The organism is Vibrio sp. J502 (assembly GCF_025397955.1).
GTDB lineage: Bacteria > Pseudomonadota > Gammaproteobacteria > Enterobacterales > Vibrionaceae > Vibrio > Vibrio anguillarum.
Map to the genome: position 1 here is coordinate 473539 of NZ_CP104555.1, position 14248 is coordinate 487786.

The window sequence follows — 14248 nt, forward strand, 5'->3', positions numbered from 1 at the left end:
TACACCATAGCTATTGCGCTATATAAAAATAAGGACGTAGCAATGTCTTCTGCATTTTATCAACAGATCCAAAACCAGCTTGAGGAAATCAAAGCGGAAGGTCTGTATAAATCTGAACGTGTGATTACCTCGCAACAACAAGCGTCGGTCGAGATTTCTACTGGTGAAGAAGTGTTGAACTTTTGTGCCAACAACTACCTTGGTTTGGCTAATCACCCTGCGCTGGTTGAAGCGGCGAAGCAAGGCATGGACAGTCACGGCTTTGGTATGGCTTCGGTACGTTTCATCTGTGGTACGCAAGATATCCATAAGCAACTGGAACAGAAGCTCTCTCAATTCTTAGGTAAAGAAGATACGATTCTTTACACCTCATGTTTTGATGCAAACACCGGTTTATTTGAAACTATTTTAGATAAAGAAGACGCGATTATCTCTGACGCGTTAAACCATGCCTCAATCATTGATGGTGTGCGTTTATGTAAAGCGATGCGTTTTCGTTACTCCAACAATAACATGCAAGAGTTGGAACAGCAGTTGATCGCAGCCGATGCGGCGGGTGCTCGTAATAAGCTCATCGTAACGGATGGCGTATTCTCAATGGATGGCGTGGTAGCTAATTTACCCGCAATTTGCGACTTAGCCGATCGATATAACGCGCTCGTCATGGTGGATGATTCACACGCGGTTGGATTTATGGGTGCAAATGGCCGTGGCACGCATGAATACCATGATGTGATTGACCGTATTGATATCATCACCGGTACCCTTGGTAAAGCCATGGGTGGTGCTTCAGGTGGCTACACTTCCGGTAAAAAAGAGGTGATTGATTGGCTTCGTCAACGTTCACGTCCTTATTTATTCTCTAATTCGGTTGCGCCAGCGATTGTTGCAGCATCGATTCGCGTGCTGGATTTGCTAGCAGAAAGCGCCGCGCTTCGCGACCAACTTTGGGATAACGCTGCGCATTTCCGTACTCGAATGGAAGGCGCGGGGTTCACTATGGGTGGTGCGGATCACGCCATCATCCCAATTATGCTCGGCGATGCTATCGTTGCAGCAGAGTTTGCAGAACGAGCATTAGCTAAGGGCATTTATGTTGTTGGTTTCTCGTTCCCTGTTGTGCCCAAAGGCCAAGCTCGTATTCGTACACAAATGTCAGCCGCGCATAGCCGCGAGCAACTCGACCACGCCATTGATGCGTTTATTGCTGTTGGCCAAGAAATGGGGCTCATTAAATGAAAATTAAAGCATTATCCAAACTCAAACCAGAGCAAGGCATTTGGATGACCGAAGTACCAATGCCTGAACTTGGTCACAACGATCTGCTGATTAAAATTAAGAAAACCGCAATTTGTGGCACCGATGTTCACATCTATAACTGGGATGAGTGGTCACAAAAAACCATCCCAGTGCCAATGGTGGTTGGCCATGAATACGTCGGTGAAGTGGTTGGCATTGGTCAAGAAGTTCGCGGTTTTGAATTAGGTGATCGTGTGTCTGGCGAAGGTCATATTACTTGCGGCCATTGTCGAAATTGCCGCGGTGGTCGTACTCACTTATGTCGTAATACTGTGGGTGTTGGTGTGAACCGCACGGGTGCATTTTCTGAATACTTAGTTATCCCTGCGTTTAATGCTTTCAAGATCCCAGATGGTATTTCCGATGATCTAGCCTCGATTTTTGACCCATTTGGTAACGCGGTACATACCGCATTGTCATTTGATTTAGTCGGCGAAGATGTGCTGATCACTGGTGCTGGTCCAATAGGTATCATGGCGGCCGCAGTGGCGAAACACGTTGGTGCTCGCCATGTGGTGATCACCGATGTCAACGAATACCGCCTTGAGCTTGCACGCAAAATGGGCGTGACACGCGCCGTGAATGTTGCGGAACAAAAGTTAGAAGAGGTCATGAGTGAACTTGGCATGACAGAAGGTTTTGACGTCGGCCTTGAAATGTCAGGCGTACCGAGTGCCTTTAGTTCTATGCTGAAAACCATGAATCACGGTGGTCGTATTGCTTTATTAGGTATTCCACCTTCAGATATGGCGATCGATTGGAACCAAGTGATCTTCAAAGGTTTGGTGATTAAAGGTATCTATGGCCGTGAAATGTTCGAAACTTGGTATAAGATGGCGAGCCTGATCCAGTCTGGCCTCGATTTAACGCCTATCATCACTCACCATTACAAAATTGATGACTTCCAAACGGGCTTCGATGCTATGCGCAGCGGGCTTTCTGGCAAAGTTATCCTTGATTGGCAGTAACTCACTAATCTACTAACACCATGAAGGGGCTTTTTAGTCCCTTTATTCTATAAATTTCTATTACGAAGTTTAATTGTTATCCCTGATCTAATTGGCACTATCGAATCTATCTCTTTTGCTCCTTTCACGAAATTTTTCGTAAATTTTCAAAGCTTAACTATGCTAAATGGAAATACACCTCAGAAAGGAAACTATTCATGCAACTTCTTAAACCGTCGCTAGCTGGCTGTGCGCTATTGCTAGTTAGTCAATTTTCATCATTCTCGGTCAAAGCTGATGTGTTAACGCTTACCTCACTTGAATGGCCGCCTTATTCATCACCCAAACTTATGCAAAATGGAGCCTCGATTGCGGTTGTCTCTGCTGCGATTCAAGCTATGGGGCATGAACTTAAAGTTGAATTTTATCCTTGGGAGAGGGCTGTATACTTAGCGACTAATGATGCTCAGTATGCAGGATATTTTCCAGAATACTTATTTGAATCTAAAGATATTCTCTTTTCTAACTCGATTGGTTTAGGTCCACTTGGGTTTGTTGAAAATAGTGCAACCCCTGTAACTTGGGCGAGTTTATCCGATCTAAAACCATATAAAATTGGTGTGGTGCGGGGCTATGTTAACACCGAAGAATTGGACCAAATGATCGCAACTGGAGAGCTAAAATCAGAAGCGGTCAGCAGCGACAGTCAGAATCTTGCGAAAGTCGGCCATGGACGGATCTCACTTGCGGTGATTGATAGTAATGTTTTTCAATATTTGTTAGAAAATACGCCAGCGATTGATCCTATAAAAGCCAATTTACAAATGAACAGCCAATTGCTGGTGGAAAAGTCGCTGCATGTTGCTTTTACCAATAATCCAGAAGGCGAGCGTTGGAAAAATATTCTCAATGACGGGTTAAGTCGTATTGATGTGGAAAAAATCATGGCGGATTATTTGTCGAAATAAATAAAAAGCGGTTCCGAAAGCAGTGTTAGACGTTTGCTGTAAATCTAGCTTGAGCGGTAGATTTTTATCCACCGTTCAAGATGGTCAGACAATGTAGCCTTTTAATGTATTAATTTCTTTCTTAAATAGTGGAGCAAAGCATTTATTTAGACAGTTTGCTTGCCAAGCACTGCTCTAAATTATGAATACATAGTTTGACTATCGAGGGAACGTGGCTTGCGAACGGAGTTAAGGTGTAGACGGTGTTGAGAGGTAAAGTGTGTTCGGGCATTAAGTTCACTAGATTTTGCTCCATTTCAGTTAAATAAAAATCAGGAATAATACCAATGCCAGCACCGGAACGAATCAAAGATAGGCAGCTATGAAATGAATTTGCAATACAATTTGCATGTTTAGTATAAATAAAAGATGTACCGCTAGTGTGGTGAAATTGGTGTATTATTTTCTCTGATTGCCAAACATTAGCAATATATGGCAATTCATTGATATTCTTTTTCTTTTCTGATACTCCGCATAGAACATCCCTAAACTCACCAATGCGTTTTTGTTTAATATTACTATCATGTGAGGCCCCAATTCTGATGGCAATATCGATGTCGTGGGCTATTAAATCAAGGTGCTGATCATCACAAATTAGCTCTGGTTTCAGCTTTGGATAGGTCTTCATCAAATCAGCAATAACGGGAACCACTAAACTATCCATCAATGCATTGGGAGCTGTAATTCGAAAGCGCCCCTGAGGTTCAAGTTGATATTCGCTAGCGATATCCCAAGCGCAATTGGCAAGTATATTTAATTCCTTGCATTTTAGGTAAAAACGTTCACCGACATCGGTCAATATTTGCCGTCTTGTTGTCCTTTTCATCAGGATCATACCCAGCTCTTTTTCTAAGAGCTTTAAATGCTGGCTAACCACTGACTTAGAAATATTGAGTTTATCAGCTGCTGCGGATACCGAGCCTGCTTCGACGATATGAGCAAAAATGGACATTTGTCTTAATCTATTCATGATTATTGTTCTTTTTTACTAAACAGTAATTTCTATTATTGCTGTTTTTCATGGAGATGAGTAGCGGTAATCTATAGCGGACAATATCACTTAGAGGTATAAAAACGATGGTAAATAACTCAGTATTAGCCGCTTGCCAGCAAGGCATTGAAGCGTGGCAAAGCGCATTTAACCAGCAAGATGCTAAAGGTTGTGCAGATCAATACATTTCCACATCAACAATGCATGCTCGCCCATTTGGAGTTTTTGAAGGTAAAAGTGCCATTGAGGCTTTCTGGCAAGATATTATGGATCAAGGTTTTAAGGAGGTTTCTTATACGAATGTTTACTGGGAACCCGCTGGGCAAAATGGATATATACTAACGGCTGAGTGGCAAATGAATAAAGCATTTGGTGTCATACATAAAGAGCATTGGGTAGTGGAGAGTGATGGGAAAGCTCGTTTAGCTAGCGATGACTTTGAAGTGTTGGGTGAGCGGTAAATCTTTGAGGCATCCTGATGCTTTTCATTCTGAAGCGTTGCCTCTTCGGTTGTAGCGGTTTTTAGTGGAAAAAGTAAGGAGGAAGCCCCTCCTTACTGATTGAAGTATTGTGCCTAAATTATTTCTCTATTCGCTCTTTGATTCTGCTGGAGACAAAGGCGCTTCATCTTCATGCCATAATAAGTCGGCGCGGTTTTCATAGCGCTCTGCAAATGACATTTCAGGGCTTAAATCATACTTAAGCGTATTTTTTAACCGTTCGAATGCTTGTGTGGCCACTTCAGGTGTTGCGGTTGCATGAGGATTAATCAGCAATTCAGCACTACGATAACGATAATTAGGCTTGCTGATCAAATCATGATACCCAATATCAGCACCGTTAAACGGGCCTACAGCAAATATGATATCTTCTGGCGGAATATTAAGTGTTGCGACTTCGTGAAGTGAAGCACCTCGTACAGAGGTCTTTACAGCTTTGCCTCCATGATTGAGTTCTACTGCGTAGACGTAGCCACGCTGCTGATGCAATGCGTAATTTACGGCGACAGACTGCTCGGAACTTGTCGAAATCACACCGCGAATACCTCTGGTATGGTGGGCGAGTTCAAAATACTCTACCACTCCCGGTTTTCGGTTAAAACCAGAGTGGAAAAGTTCATCAGTACATAGCATGAGCCAGGAAGTTCATAATCCGAAGTGTTCACACAAACTTGGCCTAGTGCATACTATAGCTAGGCATAAACGTAGGTAAATCAGTATGCAGATAATCCACCGAATTGAAATTTGTTGTAATGAAAAGCTTTTGGCAAGTGCTGAGGCAATAGGTCACGATGGAAGCCTGCTATTGGAGCAGTTCAGTGAAATAGTAAAAGAGCGTGACTCTTTTACGATTAAGGAATACATATCAAACGGCGAACGACGTATTCTTGAAAGTACGCCATATGGAATGAAGGTCATTAGCAAGGAGATACTATTTACTCCTAAATCATAGCAGCAATGGGGTAGTTAGATAAAAGTGAACAATTTGCTCGTAATAAGGAGAGTGGTGATTTCGTTTTTGCTTGTATTTTTGAGCGGCGTTGTTGATCAAATCAGCTTGAAAATCAACGACGCCATATATGACTAGCTGTCAGTTTCTGACAGGCATTCCTAGTCCTATGACTTTGTTTATGGCTTTGACATTCGCCATGATTTCGCCCACTTGAGCGTTATAACATCTCATACTCAATGTACCGCTAGTCAGTCCTTTATATCGGGACATTGCCGTCTCAGATATTGAGCGATAGTGATAACCAGACTCGGCTTTCCATTTCGGTATTGACCCATTTTTCAGAGCTGTTACTGCTCCGTTTCTGGGATGGCCATCTTCCCAAAGTGCTGCATTCTTTCGAGGCGGTATCAGCGGGATACAACCCTTCTTTTTCAGAGTATCATGGCAATTTTTGGTGTCATATGCTCCATCGGCAGATACGGCTGTGACCTTTCTGCGTAGCGGGTTGAGCAACGTAGGTAGTACTTCACTATCGCCCACATTGACAAGGCTGACTTCCGCACTTATCGCTTCGTGAGTGTCTACATCAACAGCTAAGTGCAGCTTACGCCATGTTCTGCGCTTTTCTGCACCATGCTTTTTCACTTTCCATTCACCCTCACCAAAGACTTTGAGGCCAGTCGAGTCAATGGCAATATGGCGAATAGCCCCTCTAGATTTATTGCGATATTTGACTTGAACTGTCTTTGAACGTTTACTGATACAGGTGTAGTCAGGAGATGTCAGCGGAACATCCAATAGCTCGAAAATCGAGTCGATAAAGCCTTGAAGTGCACGCAATGGCAGAGAGAAGATGCCCTTAATCATCAAAGCAGTTTCAATCGCTGTATCAGAGTACTGGAATCCTCTACCACGCTTACCATGGTGGGTTTTGCATTGCCATGCATCAATGGCTGAGTCATCTATCCAGAATGTAACCAAACCACGTTTGCACAAAGCCTTATTGTACTCCGCCCAGTTAGTTATCTTCTTTTTCGCTTTACCCATGTCACCACCGTTCCAATCCTCTCAAAGGATCAGATCACAGGATTTGGAAAAGGTTCAACTGATTTAGGCAACAACGCCTTTTTGAGCGTATCGAGTTGACTTAATTCCATTTGGTTTGGAAATAAGATCACATTATTTTAGGGGATAAAAAATTATTCTGAATCAATATCATATATCAAACTATTTGCACTTAATTGTTGTGTTGAGTTATCCGTAATATGGATGGGCATTATACATTTAAACACACAATAAAAAGACAAAGGTAAGCTATGCCTATTATTATATTAATATTATTGTCGGCCGTATTTTCGGTACAGGCTGCCAATTTAATTGACTATTCACAAATCGATCTCTCAAAGGTGATCAACGAAAATAATACAAGAGGATTCTCTGCTTCTTCTCGGTCACTTAGCTATCGTGATGCGAATGTCGTTAGAGTAGGACAGGAAACACTCGTTCGTAAACAACAGCTCCATTATGGGCTTCCGGTCTATGGTCATTTTGTGGTCACGGATGTTTCTAATCGTGGTTTTGCAAAGGCAATTGATGGCCATGTCTTAACGGGGATTGAATCAGATATTGGTTCAACTTTACCGATGATTAATGTTGACCAAGCAATCGATGCCGCCAAAGGAAAGCTACAAGGTATTACTGCTACAAGTGTGCAGGATGCACAGACTGAATTGATGATTTGGGTAGATGATCAGCAAACCGCTTATTTGGTCTATAAAGTCGATTTTCTCTCTAGGAACGGAATGACCCCATCTCGCCCAATCTCCTTAGTCGATGCTAAATCAGGACAAATACTTGATGAGTGGGAGGGGCTGACTTTTATTGAAGCCGAGGGTCCAGGCGGTAATCAAAAAAGTGGCCGCTACTACTTTGGTGCTAATACAAAATATGGTGGTTTCCAGGTTAGCAAAGACTGCCGCATGGATAGCGCTAATGTTGTTACGCTCAATATGAATAATCAAGAGTATGGCGGATGGGTCCATCAATTTGATTGTCACGTCAACAACCATCGGGCTGTTAACGGAGCTTATGCACCAATGAATGACGCTCACTATTTTGGCCAACGTGTTTTTGACATGTATATGGAGTGGCTCAATACTCGACCTATTCAGCAGAAACTCACTATGCGTGTTCATTACGGTTATAACTACGGTAATGCATTCTGGGATGGCCGTCAGATGACCTTTGGTGATGGTAATCAATCAATGTATCCACTTGCGACGTGGGATGTGATTGCACATGAAGTGAGTCATGGCTTTACTGAGCAAAATTCAGGTTTAGAGTATCGTGGAATGTCTGGCGGGATGAATGAATCCTTTTCTGATGTTGCAGCCGCAGCATTAAGTGAATATGTTCATGGCAGCTTTAACTGGAAGATGGGTGAGCACGTGATGAAATATTCAGACGCGATGCGTTATTTCATTCGCCCAAGTCGAGACGGCAGTTCGATTGACCATATTAACCAGTATTATCAAGGTATAGACGTCCACCATAGCTCAGGGATTTTCAACAAAGCGTTTTACCATCTTGCAACCAGCCATGGCTGGAATATTAAGCAAGCCTTCATTGCTTATGCAACGGCGAATCAACTGTATTGGCGACCAAATTCAAACTTTCAGCAAGGTGCTGATGGCGTTTGCAAAGCAGCGCCTTTGCTCAAGTTGGGATCCAAGTACAAAACTGTGGTTCAAGCCAACCAGAGCCTAACATTGTTACATTATCGAGTAATAAACCAGTAATCATCGATGCTAATTATGGTAATGAACAACATTATGTTCTGAAAAATCTTTCAACAGATGAAGCCTCAGTTTATACATACCATGGTCATGGCAACGTTGATCTTTATGTAGCCATTAATAGACCTGTATCAGTGAATGACTTTGATTGCGTTTCTCGTAATCAGACTAATGACGAATATTGTGGTTTTAGTGGTATAAAAGGAACTGATATTTATGTATTAGTTACTGGTGCTGACCGTTCTGTAGATACTCACCTTGTTGTGATTGCAGAAGGTTTATTACCCGCTCCACCCGAACCTCAAGATTTATGTACTACTCTGAGCGAATGGTCCCCTTCTTATTACTACCCTACGGGTATGCAAGTTCAATACTACGGACATCGATTTACTGCAATTCAAGATAATTGGGGAGCAGATCCATTTGATAATTATTGGTATTGGAATTATCAAGGCAGTTGTAAGTAATTCAGTGGCTGTAAAGCTTATCTGAGCATATATAAGTGCCACTTTTATCACTCGATCTCAATCGGCATGCTTTTATGCAGCGGAAGAACTAATATGGCTAACCATGTAATAAGTGGAAACAGAACATCATAAGTGTGTGTTAACATTTAGGATATAAAAACATAGAGTGCAAATTTTCGGTAGACTTACCGGAGTAATGCCAGTCAGCTTAGCTGACTGGCATTACTCCGGTTGGGGCGCTTTTTTTGAACAGCATTTACTCCGCGACTACAGAATAAACAAGCAAGTTAACGGCGGTGGCAAAATATAGCGCTAGGAGAAAACTAATACCGACGTAAGAAAACGAATAATTTTCAAACGCTCACTTCATTTAGCGTACCAAAATAAAAATCCATGTAAATGCAGCAAAAAGTAGTGCAATCAAAACTGCAGCTGATCCTATATCCTTCGCACGGCCACTGAGCTCATGCCACTCACTACCTACGCGATCAACTACAGCTTCCACGGCTGAATTCATAAGCTCAACGATGACAATCAGTACTAAGCTACCGATCATCATTAACTGTTCTAATTCATTGACCGGCAAGAAAAAAGTGATCGCAATTAGAATGATAGAAGCGACGATTTCTTGCCTAAAGGCGGCTTCATTTTTCCATGCAGCCTGAAGGCCTTTCATTGAATAACCTGTAGCGTAAAATAAACGACTTATTCCTGTACGGCCTGGTTTCATAAAGTGAGTAACCTAATAGTTAATAATGAGATAATAAAAATGTCGATAGCTTGAGTTGACTCTCATCTTATTAAAAAGTGCTATCGGATGTAGCATACTGTATCTATCTATTATTTTTCTATATGAAAATTCATTGCCATGTCACTTTTTTGAAATAATACAAAGTTGATGTTATCCCTATTAACAAAAATCGCCATAGTAATGATTAAAATTTAGACGGCATCTTCAGTCATGAATACTAATTAAAAGTTAAATAGAGCATTAAATACGGATCTTTTTGTAAAGACACCCCTGTTACTTAGTCGATTAAACCTGATGAACCTAAGCACTCAGGTTCAATGAACATATTTCTATTTTTTATGTAACAGCATATTTTTTAAATAATTGTGGCCAGTCCAGTGGCTCATTATCACAATGGCGGCTATATGGCTTACCGTTGCCAGCATCGTTAGATTTGCGAGCGCTCCATGCAATTCGCTGAGCCAGTCATTTGCCCATAACATGTCCAGTTGTGTTGCCCAGCCGCTAAGTCTTGTTATGAGGAGGCCAGACCACAAGATCCAGACCATAACAGCTCCAGCTGGGTTGTGCCCTTCATGGTGATCTTCTTTTGTTTCTATTACTTGCTTTATGTGAATAAACGCATTGTGTATTGAAGGCTTAAAGGCAGACAAGCGAGCAGGGGAATGGACAATAAGACCCCAAATGAGACGAAGGCATATCGTGATCATCAGTAGATAGCCAATCCATTGGTGTGTTTTACTACCTTCTTCTGTTATGAGGTAATTGGTTAAGAAAGATCCCGCCACAATCCAATGTGTCAAGCGAACAAATAGATCCCATTTGTAAGTTTTAGGCATTTTAGCGTTCCTCTATTTTGTTTATATTATCAAGATTGAAATGGATTTCTGTCGTTTAATTAATCTAAATAAATCCCGCCACTCTTAATTCTGTCAGTGTTCGATAAAGGAATTTGCCATATTAATCTTAAGAAAAACTTAAGACATTTAACGCATGAAGATAAAATAGGCGATAGTTTTTCGTTTTACAAAATGAAATGGAACTTATTTCTTTTATCAATGCCTTAACGTATTATCTAATCATTCATTTAATCTTAATAGTTGTTGAAATTTATGCTCAATAAAATCAAACCCTACTTAGGGCCTCTCTATCCAATTGCTGCTGTATTCGTGGTGGGGTTAGTTATCTTTTTTGTCTCTCGTTTAGGACTGGCTATCTGGCATTTTGAACGGGTGAGTGATGCTGGTGGATGGCTCACCATTTTCTTAAGTGGTCTGCGAGTTGATATTGTTTCTCTTTGTTATTTGCTCATTTTACCAGCGTTGTTATCTAGCCTACTGTCTGGCGATCATGCTGTCGGTCGGGTTTGGCATTGGTTTTTACGTGTGTGGATTACCGGCGGTTTGTGGTTGATTGTTTACATGGAAGCAGCAACACCGCCATTTATTATTGAGTACGATCTGCGACCTAATCGAATTTTTATCGAATATCTCATTTATCCCAAAGAAGTTTTCAGTATGCTTTGGAGTGGCTATAAATTTGAACTTTTCCTTGGTGCCGTAGTTTCCACGTTCACACTTTTTGTCGGTTGGAAATGGAGCAAGCAGCTTGTTTCGAACTTAAGCTTTCCTAAATGGTATTGGCGTCCGCTGATTGCTATTTTTGTTGTGGCTATTGGTATTTTGGGGGCGCGTTCTTCACTGGGACACCGTCCATTAAATCCGGCGATGGTGGCTTTTTCTAGTGACCCTTTGGTGAATGATTTAACGTTAAACTCCTCATTTTCAGCGATTTTTGCTGCCAAACAGATGAAATCTGAAGCGAGTGCTTTTGAGTTTTACCCGAAAATGGATAAGCAGGAGATCGTCCAAGAAATTCGTGCATCCATGAATGTCGACAATAAAGACTTTGTCTCTGCACAACAACCTAGCATGGCAATGCATCAAGCGACCTATCAAGGCCAGCCTAAAAATATCGTAATCCTTCTGCTTGAAAGTCACGGTGCACGTTATGTTAGCCGCCTTGGTGGTATCGATGCGTCACCCAATATCGATAAACTGATTGATGAGGGGTGGGCATTCACCCGTTTGTACGCAACGGGAACGCGTTCTGTTCGTGGTATTGAAGCGGTGACCACTGGGTTTTCTCCGACTCCTGCACGTTCGGTGGTCAAGTTAGGTAAAAGCCAAACGAATTTCTTTTCAATTGCGGATTTATTAAAGTCTCGAAATTACCACACACAATTTATTTACGGTGGTGAAAGCCACTTTGACAATATGAAGAGTTTCTTCTTAGGTAACGGTTTTGTCGATATGCAAGACTTCCCAACTTTTGAGTCGCCTAAATATGTTGGTTCATGGGGCGCGTCAGATGAAGATCTCTACAATAAGGCAGATCAGCAATTTACGAAGATGAGTCGTGAAGGTAAACCGTTCTTTAGCTTAGTTTTTAGCTCATCGAACCACAGCCCATTTGAATACCCTGATAACGTGATTGAACCGTATAATGAGCCAAAGCAAACGGTGGAAAATGCGGTGAAATATGCAGACTATGCGCTTGGACAGTTCATTGAAAAAGCGAAAAAGTCACCATATTGGGATAACACGGTGTTTGTTGCTGTGGCAGATCATGATGCTAGAACACAGGGTAATCAGCCTGTACCAGTCGATTACTTTCGAATTCCAGCGGTGATTTTTGGTGGCGGCATTGAACACCGCATTGACGATCGTCTAGTTAGTCAAATTGACCTTGCACCCACACTGCTTTCTTTGGCCGGTATCAGTAGCCAAAACCCAATGATTGGGTTCGATTTAACTCATGATGTTCCTGCTGAGAAGCAGCGAGTAATGATGCAACGAGATAAAAACTATGGCTATATGACAGCAGACAACCAACTGGTTGTTATTCGGCCTGAGCAAGGTATTTCTACTTATCAATATGATTTTAAATCAGATACCCTGACAGAAAAAGAGTTGGATCCAGAAGTGGTTAAACGTGCCCATGCCAATGCTATGTGGGGAAGCTTAGCGTTTAAAGAAAACTACTATACCGCATCTGATTCATATTGATTATATTTTTATCCACCTACAGCGTTATGCGATAAATCAGTACCCAAAAGTAGCTGAGAAACATAAACTGGTTGGACTTAAACAAGTTTAGCCAGTTTGTGAGACGCAAAATGTTAGAAAAAGAGAACCTGATTAAACTTGCGCGTATGCCAATGCCGTTTGGTAAGTATGCAGGGCGAGCGCTTATCGACTTACCAGAAGAGTATTTGCTGTGGTTTGATAAGAAGGGCTTCCCTGAAGGGGAGCTCGGGCGTTTGCTGCAACTTTGCTTAGCGTTGAAAATTGAAGGATTGGATAGCGTGGTTAAGCCACTAAAGCGTATGTGATCTAGTGGCTAACCGCGTTATTTTTTCATCAGTTTGGCGAGATCGGCAAAGGGGTTATAGGTCGCGCTTTGATGATCGTCTAATCTCGCAACAGGCTCAGCGCCAAATCGGTCGTGGTCTGAATATTTAGAGTGCTCATGATCGTGACAATAGAGGCATAAAAGCTCCCAGTTACTGCCATCTTCAGGGTTATTGGTGTGATCGTGATCTTTGTGGTGCACAGTTAATTCCCGTAAATTTGAATAAACGAATTCACGCGCGCAATTGCCACACACCCAAGGGTAAAGTTTAAGTGCTTTTTCTCGGTAACCGCTCTCTTTACGAGCATAATTGGCACTTGAACCATAAAAATCTGACGACATCTTAATTCCAACCATTGATTAAAAATACTTTTTCGATATTAAAAACCAAAAATCTGCGCTAATCAAAGTTTGTGTGATTTATTTTAATGCACGCCCTCACACCTTAGCGTAAGTGTCACTTTTACCACTCAATCTCAATCGGCGTGCCTTCTTTGACTTGGCTCAAAAATTCATCCATTTCTGAGTTAGTCAGTGCAATACACCCATTAGTCCAATCAAAACTTTGCACATATTCTGGTCGTTGCTTGTCGCCATTTTTTAGACCATGGATTTTTATATCACCACCGGGATTGATGCTTAAGCGCTGTGCATGCACTTTATCTTGATGATTCGGGTAACTGATATGAATCGAACGATAATAGCCAGAATCATTACTGATAGCTTCAAGATAGTATCGACCTTCTGGAGTACGTTGATCGCCTTCTTGCTGTTTATGTCCTTTGGGTTCTTTACCCAAGGCAATTCGATACTCTTGAATGATCTGCTGTCCCGAGATCAAGTACATGCGACGCTTAGATTTATCCACTTTGACCAGATCAATCTCAGCCGCTGCGCTGTTGAGTGAAAAACATAGAAACAAAAGTAGCCTAAAGTATCGGGTCATAAGAGAGTGTCAGTACTGATAAGGTGGCAAATAGAGAGACATTATGCAGCGGAAGAATGAACGTGGCTAGTTGTCAATGTTGTCTTGCAAATAAGACAATGCTAAAAATAATAGGGCTAACCATGTAATAAATGGAAACAGAATCTCAAAAATGTAGGTTAACTCTAGGATGTAAAAAC

Annotated in this window: 14 protein-coding genes and 1 pseudogene; 8 read left to right on the forward strand and 7 right to left on the reverse strand. The window is 41.7% G+C overall.

All coding sequences use genetic code 11. The features are described 5' to 3' along the window. Positions 1-42 precede the first annotated feature (42 nt). The 3 genes from N5E84_RS17805 to N5E84_RS17815 all read left to right on the forward strand — a co-directional run bounded on the left by N5E84_RS17805 (position 43) and on the right by N5E84_RS17815 (position 3214). A complete protein-coding gene (locus tag N5E84_RS17805) occupies positions 43-1239 on the forward strand; it encodes a glycine C-acetyltransferase (RefSeq protein ID WP_029388140.1) in 1197 nt (398 codons plus the stop codon). Continuing rightward, complete coding sequence (gene tdh, locus N5E84_RS17810) at positions 1236-2267, forward strand: L-threonine 3-dehydrogenase (RefSeq protein ID WP_019281861.1); 1032 nt, start codon at positions 1236-1238, stop codon at positions 2265-2267. The genes N5E84_RS17805 and tdh overlap by 4 nt, the downstream gene beginning before the upstream one ends. 197 nt (positions 2268-2464) lie before the next feature. Then, a complete protein-coding gene (locus N5E84_RS17815; protein ID WP_019281860.1) occupies positions 2465-3214 on the forward strand; it encodes a substrate-binding periplasmic protein in 750 nt (249 codons plus the stop codon). 142 nt (positions 3215-3356) lie between these two features. Here N5E84_RS17815 and N5E84_RS17820 read toward each other — a convergent pair whose 3' ends face one another. Continuing rightward, positions 3357-4223 carry a LysR family transcriptional regulator gene (locus tag N5E84_RS17820; RefSeq protein WP_019281859.1) on the reverse strand — a complete coding sequence of 289 codons (867 nt, stop codon included), beginning with the start codon at positions 4221-4223 and terminating at the stop codon, positions 3357-3359. A 107-nt stretch (positions 4224-4330) separates the two neighbouring features. Between N5E84_RS17820 and N5E84_RS17825 the strand changes: the two genes are divergently transcribed. Further along, positions 4331-4705: an isochorismatase gene (locus N5E84_RS17825; RefSeq protein ID WP_019281858.1), complete on the forward strand. Its 375-nt coding sequence runs from the start codon at positions 4331-4333 to the stop codon at positions 4703-4705. Positions 4706-4831: 126 nt separating this feature from the next. On the opposite strand, the gene N5E84_RS17830 is transcribed toward N5E84_RS17825, so the two are convergent. Continuing rightward, positions 4832-5377 carry a hypothetical protein gene (locus N5E84_RS17830; protein ID WP_019281857.1) on the reverse strand — a complete coding sequence of 182 codons (546 nt, stop codon included), beginning with the start codon at positions 5375-5377 and terminating at the stop codon, positions 4832-4834. Between the two features lie 85 nt (positions 5378-5462). On the opposite strand from N5E84_RS17830, the gene N5E84_RS17835 reads away from it, so the two are divergent. Beyond that, the gene (locus N5E84_RS17835) at positions 5463-5696 is read left to right on the forward strand and encodes a hypothetical protein (RefSeq protein WP_019281856.1); all 234 of its coding nucleotides are present in this window, start codon (positions 5463-5465) and stop codon (positions 5694-5696) included. A 138-nt stretch (positions 5697-5834) separates the two neighbouring features. Here N5E84_RS17835 and N5E84_RS17840 read toward each other — a convergent pair whose 3' ends face one another. Continuing rightward, on the reverse strand, positions 5835-6743 hold the full coding sequence (locus N5E84_RS17840) for an IS5 family transposase (protein WP_019281855.1): 909 nt from the start codon (positions 6741-6743) through the stop codon (positions 5835-5837). 269 nt (positions 6744-7012) lie between these two features. On the opposite strand from N5E84_RS17840, the pseudogene N5E84_RS17845 reads away from it, so the two are divergent. Then, positions 7013-8958 (forward strand): annotated as a pseudogene (locus N5E84_RS17845) (M4 family metallopeptidase). A gap of 370 nt (positions 8959-9328) precedes the next feature. On the opposite strand, the gene N5E84_RS17850 reads toward N5E84_RS17845, so the two are convergent. Together N5E84_RS17850 and N5E84_RS17855 are read right to left on the reverse strand one after the other, a co-directional pair. Then, complete coding sequence (locus N5E84_RS17850; protein ID WP_013868010.1) at positions 9329-9688, reverse strand: diacylglycerol kinase; 360 nt, start codon at positions 9686-9688, stop codon at positions 9329-9331. A gap of 350 nt (positions 9689-10038) precedes the next feature. Then, on the reverse strand, positions 10039-10548 hold the full coding sequence (locus N5E84_RS17855) for a cytochrome b/b6 domain-containing protein (RefSeq protein WP_069212158.1): 510 nt from the start codon (positions 10546-10548) through the stop codon (positions 10039-10041). A 273-nt stretch (positions 10549-10821) separates the two neighbouring features. Here N5E84_RS17855 and N5E84_RS17860 point away from each other — a divergent pair, with 273 nt between their 5' ends. Together N5E84_RS17860 and N5E84_RS17865 are read left to right on the forward strand one after the other, a co-directional pair. Continuing rightward, positions 10822-12777 carry an LTA synthase family protein gene (locus tag N5E84_RS17860; RefSeq protein ID WP_038220420.1) on the forward strand — a complete coding sequence of 652 codons (1956 nt, stop codon included), beginning with the start codon at positions 10822-10824 and terminating at the stop codon, positions 12775-12777. Between the two features lie 110 nt (positions 12778-12887). Further along, the gene (locus tag N5E84_RS17865; RefSeq protein WP_026028221.1) at positions 12888-13103 is read left to right on the forward strand and encodes a DUF3820 family protein; all 216 of its coding nucleotides are present in this window, start codon (positions 12888-12890) and stop codon (positions 13101-13103) included. Positions 13104-13120: 17 nt separating this feature from the next. Here N5E84_RS17865 and N5E84_RS17870 read toward each other — a convergent pair whose 3' ends face one another. After that, the gene (locus N5E84_RS17870) at positions 13121-13465 is read right to left on the reverse strand and encodes a YajD family HNH nuclease (RefSeq protein WP_010318547.1); all 345 of its coding nucleotides are present in this window, start codon (positions 13463-13465) and stop codon (positions 13121-13123) included. 121 nt (positions 13466-13586) lie between these two features. After that, positions 13587-14069 carry a murein L,D-transpeptidase family protein gene (locus N5E84_RS17875; protein WP_019281839.1) on the reverse strand — a complete coding sequence of 161 codons (483 nt, stop codon included), beginning with the start codon at positions 14067-14069 and terminating at the stop codon, positions 13587-13589. Between the last annotated feature and the right edge of the window lie 179 nt (positions 14070-14248).